This window comes from Catenulispora pinistramenti (genome assembly GCF_018274385.1).
GTDB lineage: Bacteria > Actinomycetota > Actinomycetes > Streptomycetales > Catenulisporaceae > Catenulispora > Catenulispora pinistramenti.
On the sequence record NZ_JAAFYZ010000006.1, the window covers coordinates 44,112 to 61,763 of the forward strand.

Below are 17,652 nucleotides of genomic sequence, written 5' to 3' on the forward strand. Positions count from 1 at the left end.
CTTAATTCGACCGGGGCCCGGGGAAGCCCCCAACAGGCGAAGGAGTCGATCCACCGTGAGGGCAGACGCGCTCCGCAACCGCGAGCGCCTCGTCGAGGTAGCCCAGTCAGCGTTCGCGACCAACGGGATCGAAACATCCCTAGAAGAAATCGCACGCCAAGCCGGCGTAGGCATCGGGACCCTCTACCGCCGGTTCCCCCGGCGAGAAGACCTCATCGCCGCAGTCCTGGCGGAGCGCTACCTCAAACTCACCGAGTGCGCCCTAACCCTGGCCGAACACCGCAAAGACGCCGACGCAGCCCTCACAGAGTGGCTGACCCTCCTGGTAGAGCACATGGCCATCTACCGAGGCCTGTCCCTAGCGGTAAAAGAAGCCATCCACGACCAAAGCACAGCCCTAGGCCGCACCTGCAAAGAAATGATGGACGCCGGCACCGCCCTCCTAGAACGAGGCCAAAGCCTAGGCGTCTTCCGCACAGACGTGAACTTCTACGACGTCATGTCCCTGTGCTCAGGCATCGTCACCGCCGTGGAGCGCCGCGCGGAGAAACTGGCCGACTCGGACATTCCGCCGGTGGATCCGTACCTGCTGCTTGATGTGGTGCTGAAGGGGCTGCGGTCGGGGGTGCTTGGGGGCGGTGCTGGCGGTTAGGTCGCTGCCGCTGCTGATCCGCGCTGCTGCTCCGCGCTGCTGCTCCGCGCCGCTGTCCGCTGCCAATGCCGCTGCCGTGGCTGCCGTCGCCGTGCCTGTTGTCGTCATCGTTGCGGCGAGGGCCTGGCGTGCCACTTGATCTTGTGCGTCGGTTAAATCGGCGTGCAGTCCGCGCCGTGCATTCCGCCCGCGCCATGCCTTCCTGCTGCGCCGCGCATTCCCCCTGTGCCGTGCATTCCGCCCGCGCCCTGCGTGCGGTTTGAGCTGGCATGCTGCCCGCGCCGCCGCCGTGTCACGCGAGCCGCCATGCCCCTTTCCAATCGGCGAGTCGCCCGACCCGACAAGTCACCCGCACCGCCCCATTCGAGCCGGCGTGTCGCCCGACTCCACAAGCCGCCCGCACTGCCGCGCCGCCCGAGGCCGCCTCCAAATCGCCCGAGTTGAATGAGTAGTGAACATCAGACCAACTCCAGGCGACTAAGTTACTGTGAGGCATGCTCACCGAACCCCGGCATGCCGGCACCCGGCGCTCCGAACCAGCCTTCTTCGACGACCGCGCCCGCGTCTCCGCCCTGCGCGCGTGGGGAGCAGCGTCGTTCGGCGTATTCGTACTGCTGGCGATCGTCGTCGCGGCCAAGGCGTCCAAGGGCACGGATCAGTCGATCGACGATTCGCTGAACCGCTTCGCACTGCGCGACACCGGGATCACCGACTTCTTCAAGGCGGTGACCAACGCCGGTTCACCGACGGTGACCCTGGGACTCGGCCTGCTGATCGCCGTAGCCTTCTACCTGCTCCGGATGCGCACCTCGGCCTACTTCGCCGCAGCCTCGGTGATCGGCGCCTACGCCATCGCCTACGTCGCCAAGAAGGGCGTGAACCGCCCGCGCCCCCACTGGGACGCCGCGCACACGATCTCCACAGAATCCGGCGCGTCCTTCCCCTCCGGCCACGCCACCGGCACCTCCACCCTGGCCGCCGTCCTGATCCTGGCCGCGGTCCCACTGCTGGCCGGCCCGGCGGCGCGCCGCATCGCACAAACAGCCCTGGTGCTGTACGTGATCGTCATCGTCGTGTCGCGCCCAGTCCTCGGCGTCCACTTCCCCACCGACGTCCTCGCGGGCGCCGCCCTGGGCACCGGCTGGACCCTTTTGTGCGCCTCGGTACTGCGCCCGTGGCGGGACCGAGTGTCCAACCGGTGGTCCGCACATGACCCGCTTAGGAGAACCGGCCGCTGACGCGTGATACTAAGGGCGGACGAGCATAGGGCTTTGCAGCCCGCACCGCTGCGTCGCCCACCGCATCAACAGGAGGACCGGAGAAAGTGACTTACGTCATCGCCCTGCCCTGCGTGGACGTGAAGGACAAGGCCTGCATCGAGGAGTGCCCTGTCGACTGCATCTACGAGGGCGAGCGCATGCTCTACATCCACCCGGACGAGTGCGTCGACTGCGGCGCCTGCGAACCGGTGTGCCCCGTCGAGGCGATCTTCTACGAGGACGACACGCCGGAGCAGTGGAAGGACTACTACAAGGCCAACGTGGAGTTCTTCGACGACCTCGGCTCCCCTGGCGGTGCCTCCAAGATGGGGCTGATCGAGAAGGACCACCCGCTGATCTCCGCCCTGCCGCCGCAGGCTCAGGGCGAAAGCTAAGAGCTTTCCCCTACGGCGAAATCCCGCTCCACCAGAGGAAATCCTTCAGATGCGGAAGCTCCCTGACTTCCCGTGGGACCGGCTCGCGCCCGCCAAGGCGCGAGCCGGCCAGCACCCGGGCGGGATCGTCGACCTGTCCGTCGGCACGCCAGTCGACCCGGTGCCAGCCGTCATCCAAGACGCGCTGCGCGCCGGGTCGAACGCACCCGGCTACCCCCTCACCCACGGCACCCCCGCCCTGCGCGAGGCGGCCGTCGGCTGGATGACACGCCGGCTCGGCGTCACCGGCGTCACCCCGACCGCGGTACTCCCGGTGATCGGCACCAAGGAACTGGTGGCCTGGCTCCCGACCCTGCTCGGCCTCGGCCCGGGCGACCACGTGGCCATCCCCTCGGTGGCCTACCCGACCTACGACGTCGGCGCGCGGATCGCCGGCGCCGACACCCTGGTGGCCGCCCCCGAGGCCGCCGCCGACCTGATCCGGGCCCGCCGCCCGAAGCTGATCTGGCTGAACTCCCCGGCGAACCCGAACGGGCGCGTGGCCTCGGCCGCCGAACTTCGTGCGGTCGTCACGGCTGCCCGGGAGTCCGGCACCATCGTCGTCTCCGACGAGTGCTACATCGAACTGGCGTGGGATGCCGAGCCGGTTTCCCTGCTCCACCCTGATGTCAGCGGTGTCAGCCACGAGGGACTGCTGGCCGTCCACTCGCTGTCCAAGCGCTCGAACCTGGCCGGCTACCGTGCGGGCTTCATCACTGGCGACCCCGCGGTCGTGGCCGACTTGCTGGAGGTGCGCAAGCACGCTGGCCTGATCATGCCGCAGCCGGTCCAGGATGCGATGACCGTCGCCCTGAGTGACGACACCCATGCTGCGGAGCAGAAGGAGCGTTACCGTCGGCGCCGCGAGGTTCTGCGCGATGCGCTGGGGCGTGCGGGCTTCCGTATCGACCACTCTGAGGCGGGGCTGTATTTGTGGTCCAGCCGTGACGAGGATTGCTGGACCACCGTTGAGTGGCTGTCCGAGCGCGGGATCTTGGTTGCGCCGGGTGACTTCTACGGTGAGGCTGGGGCGCGGCATGTGCGGGTGGCTTTGACGGCTAGCGATGAGCGAGTTGCTGCTGCGGCTGCGCGGCTGGCCGCATTCTGACCTCCTGTTGTTTCTTGTCGTGATGTTGGGCATGTCCCTAGGCCGAACCCCGGGCGCCTGGGGGTGGCGCCGGGGTCCGGCTGCGGGTTTTTGCCGTGCCCGCCCCTTGCGGGGCCTGCTCGATTTGGGGCGATCCCCCTTTTGCCTCCGACTTGGCCGAAGTCGAAGGCCCTTATCGCCTTGCTTCGAGCAGTCGACGACGCGAGGTCATCGAGGGCGTGGCGGCGGTTCCCTGGCCGAGGCGCGGTGAGCTCTGTCCGCACCCCGGTTGTGGGGACCGTCGGCCCGGGTTTCGCTCATGTGCCTGGCTGCGGCGGGCGATTCCCGAGATGCCTCAATCTTCTATGAATGGTGCATATCGGACATCGGGTGATTGGCGTAGATTCTGCTGCGCGTATTGGTTGAGGCCGAATGGGGGACTGCGCGCTGGGGTTGGTGCGCTGGGGTTACTGCGCCGGCGGTTCCTTCTCCAGGTACCGCATCGCCTGCTTGAAGTATCCGCGCGGGTTCGTGTCCAGGTACCGCGCCCACTCCGGGTCGCGCTCCCCGCGTAGCCATGCGACGCGGGCCAGTGCGTAGCCGAACATCGGCTGGTTGATGTAGCCGAGTTGCTGTCGGCGCCAGCCGCCGCGGCCCTGGGCGAAGGTGTAGGCGGCGTTGGCGGTGAAGACTCCGAGGCCGAAGAACACTGTTGCCAGGTCGGTCAGCGGCTCGTGGTCTCGCTCGGCGGTGCTGGACGGGCCGCGGTAGAGGAGCTTGTGGTGGCAGAGTTCGTGGGCCGCGACCGCGACTACGCGGCGGGGGTCGGGGGCGTTGTCCAGGCCGATCGCGATGAGGCCGACGCCGTTGCGGACGCTGTAGTGTCCCGCGATGCTCTGCTGGCTGGTGGCGGCGCCGGGCAGGCCGGGGCCGGGGCCAGGACCGCCAGGACCGCCAGGACCGCCAGGGCCACCGGGACTGCCGGGTGGGCCGGGGCGGGCTGGTGGGCGTCCGTCGTATGAGATGATCGCGATTTCTGCGGGGTCGATGCGGAGATGGGCGCGGACTAGGTCGACCAGCTCCAGTACGTCATCTGGGGTGCCGCGGTAGGTGCCGGGGAAGAACGAGGGGGTCGGGGTGAGTGCTTCGGCTTCGAGCGCTTCGCGCCCGAATTGCTCGACGCACCAGCTGAGCATCTTCTCGATCCACTGGCGCTCGCGGTCATCGACTGGCGGGCGCGCCCCGAACAGCGGCATGTTCTGACAGTACTCGGCGCTGGTTGGTGGGTTCGTGACCTCCGGGCGCTGTGTGGTCGTTGCTGCCTCGGTTCGCCGGCGATGCTAACTTCGCCAGACTCGCCAGACTCGCCGGGCTTGCCGTGTCCGGCTGCCGCCGCTCCCGCGCGGTGTGCTGCCTGCCGCGTCCGCGCTCTGTGTCCTCAGTGGCTGGTGCTCTGCCCTACCTGTCACTGTCGCTCTGCCTCCGCTGCCTCTCCTCGCTCCTGTGCGCGCCGGAGGCGGCGGTTTCTGTTGCTGCGGGGCCGGGTAGCTGCCGCGCAATGGAGGAGGGCCATGGTCAGCACTGTGCGGACGGGGGATGGGCGTCGGTTGGCGGTTTGCCAGCGTGGTGATCCTGGTGGGGCGCCGGTGATGCTGTTCCATGGCACGCCTGGGAGTCGGTTGGGGCCGGTGCCGCGGGCGATGACGTTGCATGCGTCGGGGATTCGGTTGCTGACGTTCGATCGGCCCGGGTTCGGGGAGTCGGATCGGCAGGTGGGGCGGAGTGTGGCGTCGGTTGCGACGGATGCCGCTGCGGTGGCGGATGCGTTGGGGATCGAGCGGTTCGCGGTGCTTGGCCGCTCCGGGGGTGGGCCGCATGCGTTGGCGTGCGCGGCGTTGCTGCCGGATCGGGTGACGAGGGCGGCGGCGATGGTGGCGTTGGCGCCGCGTGATGCGATGGGGACCGCGTGGTTCGCTGGTATGACTTCGGGCAACGTCGAGTCTTATACGCGGGCGCTTACGGACCCGGCGGCGTTGCGGCGCGACCTTGATGAGCGGGCGGCGTCGATTCGTGCTGATCCGGCGAGTTTGCTGGCGAACATCGATGCGGGGCTGGAGCCTACGGATCGGGCGGTTATTCGGCAGGCGAACATCAGGCAGGAGCTGATCGCGTCCTACGCTGCGGCGGTCGCGCATTCGGCAGACGGTTGGTACGACGATTCGCTCGCGTTGGCCGCGCCCTGGGGCTTTGATCCTGCGGACATCGAGGTGCCGGTGTACCTGTGGCACGGGGCCGACGACCGGTTCTCGCCGGTCAGCCACACCCGGTGGCTGGGGGAGCGGATCCCGCGCGCGACGGTCGACCTGGAGCCGCGTGCCTCGCACTTCAGCGCGTTGCTGCGGATGCCGCAGGTGATCGCGTGGTCGGGGGCGCGGGTGTCGTGGGATGCGGCGGTGGCGCTGGGCGGATAGTGCTCTCTGTAGTGCCTTAGGGATTTGATTAGTGATTAGTGCTCAGTGGGGCTCGGTGGGCGGTCTTGGGCGGGTGCTCAGCGTTGGCGGCCAGGATGGGGTCATGATCGAGACGGTTGAGACCCCGGTACCCGCGACTGTCATCGAGATGATCGAAGGGGCTAGTAGGCGCTGGCCGGTGTTGGCGGGCACAGAGAAGTGGTAACAAGCGTCGACAGGTGCGTACAACTGCTAATACGCCGCGGCCTCCAGGTCCCGCCCGATCCGGGCCCCGCCCCGCACCCGCGCGCACACCGGATGTTCCTCGCCCAACAACGCGCCGAGTTGTTCCAGGCTGCGCGCCGCCATCTGCTCGGCTTCCGCGCTGCGTCCCGCCAAGCGAAGTGTCGCGGCGTGGTTCGCTTCGGCGGTGAGCGTATAGACGTGGCACTCCCCAAGGCGCTCCCGCGACCCGGCTAGTACGCGTTCCTCTAGAGAGATCGCTGTCGCGAGATCGCCGGAGTCCGCTAAGCAGTTCGCAAGGTTCGCGGCAGCCGCCAACGTGAACGGGTGCGAAGCTCCCAGTGCGCTGTCGAAGCCGGCCAGGGTCCGCTCGGCGTGCGTCCGGGCGCGCGCGACGTTGCCCGTCGCCCGCTCGTAGACGGCAAGGTTGTTCACCGCTACAAGCGTGTATGGATGCTGTTCTCCTAGCTCCTGCTCATACATCGCCAGGCAGTCGGCGATGATCGGGATGGCTTCCTCGTCGCGGTCCTGTGCGGCCAGATCCGCAGCCCGGTTGAGGGCGCAGGCACGGGTGTCCGGGTGCCTTGGGCCGAACCTCTGGAGATACCTCTCGTAGGTCTCCTCTGTGAGCCCCTGGGCCTCGCCGAAGCGTCCGCACTTCCGAAGCGCCACCGCCAGGCTCTTGGCTGTCCGCAGGGTCTCCACGAAGTCGTCGCCCAACACCTCGCGATACGTCTCCAGCGTCGCGTACAGCAGCTTCAGGGCCTCCACGAACCGCCCGGCGTCGATCATGTCCCGGGCTAGCGACCCCGCGGAGCTCAACGTATAGGGGTGTTCCGTTCCAAGCACTTCACGTCGCCGTGCGAAGACCTCCCGGTCTATCTCGGCGGCCCTCTGGAAGTTCCCGACGAGGCGGTAGGAGATCGCCAGGTTGTTCGCTGAGGACAGCGCCTGTGGGAAGTCCACGCCGAAGTTCTCCGCGAATCGTGCGTAGGTCTGTTCGTCCTGGGCCAGTGCCTCGTCGAACCGTCCCAGTCCGCGTAGCGCCGCCGCCAGTCCGCCAGCCGTCATCAGTGTGTGGCGATGGCCGTCGCCCAGTGCCGCACTCTGTGCGCGCAGTACCTCGGCATTGATCTGCCGCGCATCCTCGAAGCGGCCCATCGACCAGAGCACGTTCGCGGTGTGGAACCGCAGTGACAGCAAGTCCGGGTCCTTGTCCGGCAGCCGTCCTCGCGAAATCCAGACGGCGGCGAGTTCCTCGGCGAACGCCAGCGCCGCCCCGAGTTCCCCGCGCTTCCACAAGTAGCGGACCCGGTCGATCAGCAGTTGCAAGGTCTCGCCCTCGGCACACATCCGGGCCCGGCTCGGTCCCAGGTGAGCCCAGATCTGGTCATAGCGCGGCCAGTTCTCCGGGTCGTCGGTGTCGCCGGCCCGGGGCCGCGCCCCGACCAGGACCCGGTGTACCTCGTGGCAGGCCTGCTCCTGCTCCTCCTCGCTCATCCGGGCCCGGATGACTGACTGCACCAGGCGGTGCACCTGGAGCGTGTTCGAGGCCGCGTCCACCCGGGCCAGGGCGAACCGGCCGACCTCGCGGACCACGCGGCCGATCATCATCCGGTCGCGCAGCGCCTCGTCGTAGGGGATCAGGGCCTGGATCATCTGGTCCGAACGTAATAACGCCATCGACACCGGCTCCGGCGCCAGGAATGAGCACAGCTGCAACAGCCGTACTGCGGCCGGGGAGCGGTCGCGGAGGGCTTCGAAGGAGATCGTCCAGGTTGTCGCCACCGGCACCGGGTAGTCGCCGGGTTGGTTCAGTGCCAGTACCGCAGACGCCTGCCGGTCCAGTTCGGCCAGGTACTCGCCGACCGGCGTCCCGGTCTCGGTGAGCCAGGCCGCCGCTTGTTCCACGGCCAGCGGCAGGTCGCCGAGGGCGACGGCGAGTGCGTCGGCGTCCTCCACGGCCAGCCCCGGTACTCGGCGCCGCAGGTGTTCCACGCTCTCAGCACGGGTGAACACCTCCACCTCGACCGGCGCCGTCTCCTGGGCCCACGCCGGGTTCCGAGACGTGATCAGCACATGGCCGTGCCGGCTCTCCGGTAGGAACGGACGCACCGCGCCCGGTTCGTCAGCGTTGTCGTAGATCAGCAGCCAGCGGCGTACCGGGTCGCCCCGCCGCAGCGCTTCCAGGACTGCCGCCGCGGTCTCGGCGATGCCGCTGTCCGCGCGCAGGCCGCGCAGTCCCAGCGGCCGGGCCAGCCGTGCCAACTCCGCGGGGATCAGCTCCGGCTGGTCCGCGGAGAGCCACCATACGAGGTCGTAGTCGCCTTTGAAGCGGTGCGCGTACTCCAACGCGACCTGAGTCTTGCCGACACCGCCCAGGCCGTGCAGGGCATGCGGCAGCGCGGATCCCGCCGCGGAACCACACAGCAGCCGGTCTCGGACGCGCTCCAGCACCTCGTCGCGTCCGGTGAAGGTGGCGTTGCGGCCCCGCACGTTCCAAGCCTGCGGATCGATACCCGGGAAGCGCGGTCCGTGGGCGCGCGCGGAGGGCAACGCATCAGGGGAGCGCGCACGCCACTGCGCATAAGCGTTCCGGTCCACGGCGCGCAGCAGGGTCTCCACGGCCTCGGGCTCGCTGAGCCGAGCCAAGTCGATCGGTGCGTTCGCCTCGTACTGGGCCGGCAGCCGGACATCAGCCACGCGGACCGCGGTGATCCGGTGCGTAGGCGATCCGTCGGAGGACGTCGCTGCGGCCTCGAGTCGGCGGAGGCCGGTATGGGCGTCGGCCGAGCGCAGATAGGCGTGGGACGCGATGGCCAGAATCTGTCGGTCTGCCTCGGGCGCCCCTGCGCCGGGAGCGCTATCGGCATTCGCTTTAGGGGCGGAATTCGCTAGAGGGATTCCCACGCTTACGAGATCCGCGGAGACATCCACTTGAGCCAGGATCTCCCGGACCCAGTCGGCCCACATCCGGTCCTCGGCGATGTAGTGGATCAGGGGGTGGACCTTCGTGGCGTGCCGCCTGGTGAACCCCTCTAGGACCTGCCGCCGCCGGGAATCCTCTATAGCGGGGAGTCCGGTGACGCGGCCCACCGTGATCTCGGCGGTCAGCCGCTCATAGGCGGCCAGCAGCGAGTTCGGATAGCCGGGGGCGTCGCCGAAGACCGCGAGGGTCTCTTCGTAGGCGTAGAAGGGCCTGTATGGGGTCTCCACGGCGGCCCAGTACTGGCTGCGGCGCTCGTCGTCCATGCCGGCCGGGAAGCCTTCGAATCGGGACGCCGCCACGATGCGGCCGGCGTCCGCCTTCGTCTTCTCCCCGTCGTCCACGCGCATCGGTACCGGCAGGATGCGTATAGGCCGGTCCAGACTGTGCTCCCGCACCCGCTGCGCCACGCTGAGCGCCCCGTCGATGTTCTGATCGCTGAGGACGAAGCAGTCCACGAGGATGTCAGGCAGCTGCAATGTGCAGATATCAGCAATATCCGACAAGCCGGTGCGGCTGTCTATGAGGACGTAGTCGTAGGCCGCCTTCATCCCCTCGCGCATGGCCTGGAAGAACAGGCCGCCGCCCATCTCCTCGTAGAAGTCGTCCCAGCCGCGCGGCGCCATGGCCGAGGCGTAGTCGCGGTTCTGACGGCCCGCGGGCAGGAAGTCCAGAGCCCCCTCGCCGGGGAACGGCCAGTCCACGGCCACGGTGTGCCGCTCCACCTCGGCGGCCTGCCGGTGCCAGTCCGTCGGCCGGTCCTCCCGGTGCTGGTGTACCTGCCACGCATAGTCGACGATCAGGTCGATGACCCCGCCGGTGGACTGCAACGCGGACGGAGGCAGGAACGGATGGTAGAAGCGGTGCAGCCCCGGCGAGTCCAGGTCCCAGTCCACGGCCAGCACCCGGCGGCCGCTCGCGGCCAGGATCCACGCGACGTTCGCGAGCGCCATGGTGCGCCCGGTACCGCCCTTATAGGAGTAGAACGTAATAACGGTGCCGTCTGGATCAGAGGACATGGGGCGCTCCTCCTGGCGGTTGCTCCGCGGTGGGCAGGGAGCGGAGACGGGGCGGCCGGGCGGAGGGGCCGTCCGGGGCGTGAGGCGTGAGATGGCGCACCAGTGCGGCTTTGGCGGCGGGATGCACTTCGCGGAAGTAGAAGTCGTCGAAGTCCGCCGACGCGATCTCGTGCGGCCGACGGGCGAACCACTCCGTGAGCTTCGTCTGTGCGGCCCGGACATACGCGGTCACCGCTTCGTCTGCAGAGCTCTGCGGCGCTGCGGCGGGTTCGGTAGGCGAGTCCGGCAGGGCGGTGCCCCGAACGGCAGTGCCCGGCATGGCAGTGCCCGGCGGCAGCGCGAGCGGTCGCCGGCCCGGTAACGACAGCGGGGTCCGGCCCCCGACCCGGCGCACCAGATCACCGGCCGCGTCGAAGAGTCCTTCCGCGTTCTCGAAGTGGCGGTGCAGCGTCGTGAAGTCCACCGGCTTGGCGGCCTGCGGCGCGCCGCTGAGCGCCACCCGTACGACCTCCCGCGCCAGGGCGTGGATCGCCAGTTGGTACTCGTCCTTAAAGCGGGTCAGGCGTATGAGTTGCAGGAACCCCAGGCGCGCGTAGGCCTCACCGAGGGTGTGATGGTCGAACTGCAACGCCTGTGCTGCGGGCGGCAGGTCGGTGTCCGGCATCGGCAGCCACAGCACCGGGATGATCGCCTCGGACCGGGCGCCGGAGGTCAGTTCGTGCGCGCTCTGCCGGGCCTGGAACAGGTACCACTCGCTGGCACAGCTCAGGGACGTGAAGTAGCGCGGCGTATAGAGCGGCAGGAACACCCGGCACGCCGCCAACGCCTCGGAGATCCGCCTCGGCCAGTCCTGGCCGACCCGCACCTCCCGGTCCATGAACCCGGGCCGGGCGTGCCGGGGCAGGGTGGTGAGTTCGGCGACCTCGAAGGTCAGGTCGTCGAAGAACCGCAGGGTCCAGCGGTCCGGGTCCTCGGCACCGCCGGTCTTGTCCTCGACCCCGCGGTGGTGCCGGGCGTAGCTCAGGAAGAAAACCGGGGCCGACCCGTGTGCGGCGCCTTGCGGCACCCGACCCGAGACAGCCATCCGCCCCCCTGCGACCAGGAGGTCACCCCGTGACCCTCACTGCTTCTTCACACTGCGTCTCTTGCAGGATTGCGCGGTGTGATCGGTGGCGTCAACGTTGCGCGGGGCAGTCAGACCTTGGACGTCCAACCTTCCAGCGTGGTGCGCAGCGCCTCTACGAAGCGCAGGCCTAGGGGCGTCAGGGAGCCGGAGTCGGCCAACACCCGGGTGGCGCGCAGGGTATGCCCGAACCAGAGCCCGAACTCGGCTTCGGCGTGCGCGCGCTCCTCGGGATCCGGTGCGGTGAAGCGTCGGACCCGCCAGAAGTCGGTGACGCCGACGTGTGCGTACGTCCCCTGCAACAAGCCCTCCAGCGGACGCGGGTCCTGCCGCCACGGCGCCTCGAACAAACGGGTGTCGTGGGGGTCGTGGAGATCTGCCATGTCCAGGACCGCGCCGAGCTTCGCATGTTGGAACTCATGGATCATCAGGAGCGCCAAGGCGGAGGCCGGGGAGTCGGCCGCACGGTTGCCTACTACAGGCAGACCCGCACCGATCGCCCCATAGGCCCGGCGCGCCGTGGAACTCACGGCCCGCCCCGCCAGGGACGGCACCAGCGGCACGATCGTCGTCAGTCCGGCGGCGATGCCCGGGGCATAGGAGTGATGGTCCCGCGCGAGGATGTCCCACGCGGCGGGGATGGCACTCAGCCAGGCCGCTGCGTCGCTGTCGGGCAACCGTTGGGCGACGTCCCAGTGATGGCATCGGCGGAACGGATCGGTGTCCTCTACAGCGATACCACCTCCAGAGAACATGGGGAGGCCAGCACGCCGGACTCCCTGCCACCCGGGCGCACCCAACACGTCGCAATCCCCGCCGGAGATCCGCAGCAGCACGGACCGACCCGCGTCGGCCCCGACCACTAGGCGCCCGAGGGTGGGCAGATACACCGCGCCCTGGCGTACCGGCACCTCGACCTCCGCATCGACCCCCGCGCGGATCGCGGTGGCGGCTGCCAGCGAGCCCAGGTGGGCGAGGTCCTCGGGGACGGCCCGGCCGGACTGTGCGTCGTCCAGGCAACGCAATGCCCAGACCGACGTATAGGGGTGCCCGAGGACTTCGTGCAGAGCGTCCTTATGACCGGCGTCGAGCGTCTTCAGCTGAGCGATCGCGGCGTCCACGAGTTCTTGCCGGGGTCCGGTGCCGGGGTCCGCTGCGGCGAACACCTTGGCGAGTAGCAGTATCCGGAGCGAGCGCTGGAAGCGGTTCAGGTGTTCGATCGCTTTAGCGTCCCCGTATCCGTGTGCCAACTGATGCAGCACATCTGCCGGCAACCCGAGCGCGCGCTGCGCCGGGACCCGGGCTACGGCCGACGCCTCGGTCCGGGCCCTGATCCCCATGATCAGCTCTTTGAGGTCGCCGCAGTAGACGCTCGGGTGGTCGAACGGATCGGCTGGAGAAGTCGGCTGGGAGGGAGCGCTATAGCGATGCGTACGGAGTCCGCCGCCACAGACGGACACAATGGGGCAGCGTCGACAGGTCTCACACAGATCCGCCACACCGTGGCGCCGGGCCTCGAATCCGGGATGCCCGGACGCCTCGTCGAACGAGTGCTCGGCGACAGAGAAGCCGGTGGCCGGTGCGCCGTCATACGTCGCCTTCAACGAGTCCGTCTGCTCCAGCGTCCCGTCGGCCTCCACGACCACCAGATCGACCGGACTGAGGCCGAGGGATTCCGTCCCGCTCGGCAGGCCGCGGAAGGCGTCCAAGACCGAGGTGAACGAGCGGATCGGGAATGGCCGGTTCTCGGCATTCCAGCGGTCGAATACCGCGAGCATCCAGTCCGCGTATTCGGTATGTCCTGGATCCGTCCTTAAAGGCGGATCGCTATGCGTGGCGTGGGGGAGGAGGAAGTCGGCGCGCGGCGGCGCGGCATCGCGGACCGCCTCGTAGACGGCTACCGGATCGTTGCGGATGTCGATGGTGCACAGGACTCCCGCATAGATGTCCGGGTAGTCGTCGCGTAATAGCGATACCGCGCGCAGCGCCTGCGTATGGCTGGACGCCCCGTTGGCGAAGCGCCGGTGCCGGTCGGTCGCGGCGCGGTCGCCGTCCAGGGACACCCCGACCTGAACATGATGTTCGCGGAACAGGTCGCAGTATTCGGTGCTGAGGCGGACCCCGTTTGTGTGGATCCGCAGAGCTACAGCGCAGCCCGCGTCCTCGATGACATAGCGCAGCGTCTTCAGCGTCTCCCGCATCCGCGTCGGCCCGAGCAGCAGCGGCTCACCGCCGTGCAGGACCAGCGTGACAGCGGGGAGCCGGTGCGTGGCCGCGTGCTCGGCGATCCGCTCCGCCGTGCGCTGCACGGTCTCCTCCGCCATGAACCGCGGTTTGTGTCGCCAGGAGGTGTCGGCGGCTTCGTAGACGTAACAGTGGTCGCAGGCGAGATCGCAGCGGGTCGCCACTTTCAGGACGAACTGCCGGAACGGCGGCGCGGACACCATGGCCCCGCCCCCCGTCAGACGGCCGAGTTGAACGACGCGGCCACCGGCACCGTCGAGGTCCCTCCGTCCCGGGGCGGGCTGATGCGCCGGTCGACGTCCTCGGACCGCACCTCGCCGGCCGAGACCGAGCGCGAGACGTCGGCCAGGGACTGCTCGCTCAGGTCCACCAGACCCGAGCTGACACCTGTCGTCTTGCCGTGGCGGTGCTTCATCCGTGGCTCCCGGTGGGGCGGTTCACACGTTTTCAGGCATGGCGATTGATTGCGCCTTCACGGCGCCCGCATGCGAAGAGTTGCGGATAATCGCTCCTAGGAGGGATTCCTCTCTTGATCAGGTTATGTGACATCAAGCAGTGCGGATCAAGCGGACAGACGGAAATCCCCCGTATGGCGGCACGACGGGAACGCGAAAGACCCCTGGCACGCGGGGAAGCATGCCAGGGGTCTTAGGGAAGGCTTTCAGAACTCGGCGCCGTTTTCGCGATGCCGGTCGCCGGTCGCTGATCGCCTAACGGCGCGGCGGCTCAGAAGTGGCCGAGCAGACCGGTGAGGCTGCCGACCGGCAGACCCTGCGTGAGTCCGCCGACCACCGGCAGCTGACCGGTCGGCAGCTGGCCGACGATCGGCAGCGAGGACCCCGACTGGTTCGCGGCGGCCGCGGCCTGCTGGGCCTGCGCGATCTGGGCCGGGGTCGGGCCGGCCGGGGCGGCGACCGCGGGCGCGACCGGGGCGACGGTCCGGCTGCGGGTCCCGGCGTGCGCCGGGGTCATCAGCGCCGGTGGGGTCGGCATGTGCGGGGTCGGGAAGGCGGCCTTCAGATCGGCGGCCGCGTCCTGGGCGGCCTGCGCGTTGGCCGGCGGGGTGGCGGGGGTGGCGCCGGTCAGCTGGCCGACCACCGGCAGGTTCTGGGCCATCGGCCCGACCACCGGCAGCTGCCCGGTCAGCCCGCTCACCGGCAGTCCGCCGGTCAGCTGGTTCAGCGGCAGGCCGCCGGCCAGCCCGCTGACCGGGCCGGCCAGGTCGCCGTTGATCGGCATGATCGAGCCGAGGCCGCCGGCCAGCGGCAGGGCCGAGCGGGTCACCGGCAGCGGCGCGGTGGCCAGCTGCGCGGTGTCGGCGGCGGTGGTCGTGATCGGCGCGGCATCCAGCGGTGCGCTGGTCGTCGGTCCGGTCGCCGCGGAGGCGACGCCGCCGACGACGGGACCGGCGGCCATCGCGGCCGCCGTGACGACCAGGCCGCGCCGGACCGTGGTGCTCAAGGTGCTCATTGCCTGGTTCTCCTTGGAATGGGGGCTGCCGCGTCTACGCGACAGCCCCCTGTCCAACGGATGAACCCCGCTCGGGGAAACGCTGAAAGAAGTAAAGGGGAAGTAATAACTTCGAACAATGATTGGGTCGTCTGATATCAGTATCCGGTGGCCGGAAAGAATTCCCGGTCGAATTCCGCGATGTGCCGTCGGGCATCGTCGGGGCCGGTCCACAGGAAAGCCCGGATCCCGAACTCCTGGGCCGCGGTGACATTCACCTCGCGATCGTCCAGGAAGAGCACTTCGCCGGCCGGGGATCCGAGCCGGTCCACCAGCGCCTCCCAGATCGCCGGATCCGGCTTGGCCAGGCCCAGCTCGCCGGAGATCACGAAGTGCCGGAACGACCCGGCCCACTCCCGGGCCCGGAATGCCGTACCGTGCGCGATCGGCGCGTTCGACAACAACGCCAGCTGCCGCCCGCTCGCCGCGAGCTCCGTGACCAACGCCACGGACCGCGGGTCCAGGGTGTTCCACAGCTCGACGTCCGCCGCGGTCAGCGCATCGGCCTGGGCCGGCCCCACCTCGAAGCCGGCCTGCCCCCCGACCGCCTGCCAGTAGTCGAGCGCGGCCATGCCCCGGTCGAACTTGTCGCGAAACCGCCAGTAGCCGTCCTCGAATTCCGCGGCCGGCGCCCCTGCGACCTCGGCCAGCCGGGCGAAGGCCCGCGCGGACGGCCGCTGGGCGATGACCTCACCGTAATCGAACACGATCCATGTCATCGCCCCAGCCTGCCAGGGCTCAGCCGCCCTTCACCACCGAGACGTCGACGGTCCCGGAGTTCGTCGGCGTGGCCGTCTTCCACTTCCCGGACGAGCGCGTCCACACCTGGTCCGCGTACTGCACCCGGTCCACGCTCAGGGTCTTCGCCGAGGCCACCGCCCAGTTGGCGAGCACGTGCGGGTCGAACAGGCCGTTGCTGGACCCTATCTGCAGGGTCAGGCCGTCGTCGGTGTGCGAGTACTTCGGCGCGGCTCCGACGCCGTTCGCACTGAACTGCTTCACCAGCGCCTGGCCCAGCGTCGAGGCGCGGGGCGTCAGACCGCTGGAGCCCGGGGTCTCGGCGGCCAGCTTCGGGTCGTCGTACTTGCAGGTCAGCGAGGTGCCGGACTTGGCATCCAGCGAAGTGGCCAGGACCGTGGCCATCTCCTCCCACTGCTCGTAGGACTCCCCGGACGGGTCGGCGCTGTGCTGCACGTCCTGGGCGGCCTGGCCGACGCCGATGTTCTCCCAGTTGTTCACGTTCAGCAGCGCGTGGAAGAACGACCCGGTGGCGAACACCGGGTCGCTGATCTCCGTCGGGCTGCCCCAGCCCTGGGACGGCCGCTGCTGGAACAGGCCGACCGAGTCCCGGTCGCCGCCGGACAGATTCGTGATCTTCGACTCCTGCTCGGCCGTGGCCAGGGCGATTATCGTCGCCCGCTCCGGCAGGCTCTTGGCCCGCGCCACGGCGGCGATGGTCGCCGCGTTCGCCATCCGCTGGTTGGCGATCGTCGAGGACTGCCCGTCGGCGCCGGTCGCGGTGCAGTTCTCCGAGGCCAGGGCGCCATTGGTGAAGGTGTGATAGACGAAGTACCCGCCGCCGCCGAGCACGGCGAGCAGCAGCACGGTCACCACCCAGGCGCCGATGTGCCGGGACCCGCCCGAACTCTGTTCCTGCCTGCCTCGGGGGCGGCCTCGCTGACCCATACCGTCCAGTTCCGTCCGTTTATGTCCGAGATCCGTCCTGCGGTGTGACCACCGCCAGGCCACCGTAGCTGAAACACATATCGTGGTGGTCATGACGAACGCACCGACCCCCCAGGATTTCGCCTCCCCGATCTCGGCGGCCATCGACGAGCTGTGGGAGCGCCGCGCCGAGCTGGGCCCGGCGGACTCCGAGGCGCGTAAGGCCGTGACGGAAGCGGTGGATCTGATCGACGCCGGCACCGCGCGGGCGGCGTTCGTGGACCGGGCCGCCGACGAGGTCGTGGTGGACGAGCGCGCCAAGCGGGCGATCCTGCTCTCGTTCAAGGTCCTGGACATGGTCGAGTCGAACGCCGGCGACTTCCGCTACCACGACAAGATGCCGCTGAAGAGCGACTTCGGCGGCGCCCGCGTGGTTCCCGGCGCGATCGTCCGGTGGGGCTCCTTCATCGCCCCCGGCGCGATCCTGATGCCGTCCTTCGTGAACATCGGCGGCTACGTCGACTCCGGGACCATGGTCGACACCTGGGCCACGGTCGGCTCCTGCGCCCAGATCGGCAAGAACGTCCACCTGTCCGGCGGCGTCGGAATCGGCGGCGTGCTGGAGCCGCCGAACGCGGTCCCGGTCGTGATCGAGGACGACGCCTTCATCGGCTCGCGCTCGATGGTCGTCGAGGGCGCGCGGGTCCGCCAGGGCGCCAAGCTCGGCTCGGGCACCAACCTCACCAAGTCGATGCGGGTCTTCGACGCCGAGACCGGCGAGGAACTGCCCCGCGGCGAGGCCCCGGCCTGGTCGGTCTGCGTCTCCTCGACCCGGGTGAAGAAGTTCCCGGGCGGGGAGTTCACCACCCCCTGCCTGCTGGTGCTCAGCCGCCTGGCGCCCGGCGAGACGCACGACAAGCTGCAGATCAACGACATGCTCCGGGACAACGGGTTCACCGGCTGAGGACGGGGGCGACCACA

Annotated in this window: 14 protein-coding genes; 6 read left to right on the forward strand and 8 right to left on the reverse strand. The window is 69.2% G+C overall.

The features are described 5' to 3' along the window. The first annotated feature begins 55 nt into the window (after positions 1-55). From KGQ19_RS02680 to dapC, 4 genes are all read left to right on the forward strand, one after another. The gene (locus KGQ19_RS02680; RefSeq protein WP_212007424.1) at positions 56-652 is read left to right on the forward strand and encodes a TetR/AcrR family transcriptional regulator; all 597 of its coding nucleotides are present in this window, start codon (positions 56-58) and stop codon (positions 650-652) included. Between the two features lie 494 nt (positions 653-1,146). Beyond that, positions 1,147-1,890, forward strand: a complete 744-nt coding sequence (locus KGQ19_RS02685) for a phosphatase PAP2 family protein (RefSeq protein ID WP_212007425.1) — start codon at positions 1,147-1,149, stop codon at positions 1,888-1,890. Positions 1,891-1,976: 86 nt separating this feature from the next. Beyond that, positions 1,977-2,306, forward strand: a complete 330-nt coding sequence (gene fdxA, locus KGQ19_RS02690) for a ferredoxin (RefSeq protein ID WP_194899904.1) — start codon at positions 1,977-1,979, stop codon at positions 2,304-2,306. Between the two features lie 49 nt (positions 2,307-2,355). Then, a complete protein-coding gene (gene dapC / locus KGQ19_RS02695; RefSeq protein ID WP_212007426.1) occupies positions 2,356-3,453 on the forward strand; it encodes a succinyldiaminopimelate transaminase in 1,098 nt (365 codons plus the stop codon). A gap of 446 nt (positions 3,454-3,899) precedes the next feature. Here dapC and KGQ19_RS02700 read toward each other — a convergent pair whose 3' ends face one another. Continuing rightward, positions 3,900-4,688, reverse strand: coding sequence for a hypothetical protein (locus tag KGQ19_RS02700; protein WP_212007427.1), 789 nt, complete (start codon positions 4,686-4,688; stop codon positions 3,900-3,902). A gap of 315 nt (positions 4,689-5,003) precedes the next feature. On the opposite strand from KGQ19_RS02700, the gene KGQ19_RS02705 reads away from it, so the two are divergent. Then, entirely contained in the window at positions 5,004-5,903 is a 900-nt protein-coding gene (locus KGQ19_RS02705; RefSeq protein ID WP_212007428.1) for an alpha/beta fold hydrolase, read from the forward strand. Positions 5,904-6,134: 231 nt separating this feature from the next. Here the strand turns inward: KGQ19_RS02705 and fxsT are convergent, their stop codons facing one another. The 7 genes from fxsT to KGQ19_RS02740 all read right to left on the reverse strand — a co-directional run bounded on the left by fxsT (position 6,135) and on the right by KGQ19_RS02740 (position 16,692). Continuing rightward, the gene (gene fxsT / locus KGQ19_RS02710) at positions 6,135-10,130 is read right to left on the reverse strand and encodes an FxSxx-COOH system tetratricopeptide repeat protein (protein ID WP_212007429.1); all 3,996 of its coding nucleotides are present in this window, start codon (positions 10,128-10,130) and stop codon (positions 6,135-6,137) included. After that, positions 10,120-11,214, reverse strand: coding sequence for a TIR-like protein FxsC (locus tag KGQ19_RS02715; protein WP_212007430.1), 1,095 nt, complete (start codon positions 11,212-11,214; stop codon positions 10,120-10,122). Before KGQ19_RS02715 ends, fxsT begins: the two co-directional genes overlap by 11 nt. A gap of 110 nt (positions 11,215-11,324) precedes the next feature. Continuing rightward, positions 11,325-13,700, reverse strand: coding sequence for an FxsB family cyclophane-forming radical SAM/SPASM peptide maturase (locus KGQ19_RS02720; protein ID WP_212007431.1), 2,376 nt, complete (start codon positions 13,698-13,700; stop codon positions 11,325-11,327). A gap of 14 nt (positions 13,701-13,714) precedes the next feature. Continuing rightward, positions 13,715-13,912, reverse strand: coding sequence for a hypothetical protein (locus KGQ19_RS02725; RefSeq protein ID WP_212007432.1), 198 nt, complete (start codon positions 13,910-13,912; stop codon positions 13,715-13,717). A 311-nt stretch (positions 13,913-14,223) separates the two neighbouring features. Next, on the reverse strand, positions 14,224-14,967 hold the full coding sequence (locus KGQ19_RS02730) for a hypothetical protein (RefSeq protein ID WP_212007433.1): 744 nt from the start codon (positions 14,965-14,967) through the stop codon (positions 14,224-14,226). A 137-nt stretch (positions 14,968-15,104) separates the two neighbouring features. Continuing rightward, positions 15,105-15,725 carry an HAD family hydrolase gene (locus KGQ19_RS02735; RefSeq protein WP_212007434.1) on the reverse strand — a complete coding sequence of 207 codons (621 nt, stop codon included), beginning with the start codon at positions 15,723-15,725 and terminating at the stop codon, positions 15,105-15,107. 19 nt (positions 15,726-15,744) lie between these two features. Further along, on the reverse strand, positions 15,745-16,692 hold the full coding sequence (locus tag KGQ19_RS02740; protein WP_212007435.1) for a hypothetical protein: 948 nt from the start codon (positions 16,690-16,692) through the stop codon (positions 15,745-15,747). A gap of 91 nt (positions 16,693-16,783) precedes the next feature. Between KGQ19_RS02740 and KGQ19_RS02745 the strand changes: the two genes are divergently transcribed. After that, on the forward strand, positions 16,784-17,635 hold the full coding sequence (locus tag KGQ19_RS02745) for a 2,3,4,5-tetrahydropyridine-2,6-dicarboxylate N-succinyltransferase (RefSeq protein ID WP_212007436.1): 852 nt from the start codon (positions 16,784-16,786) through the stop codon (positions 17,633-17,635). The last annotated feature ends 17 nt before the right edge of the window (positions 17,636-17,652 follow it).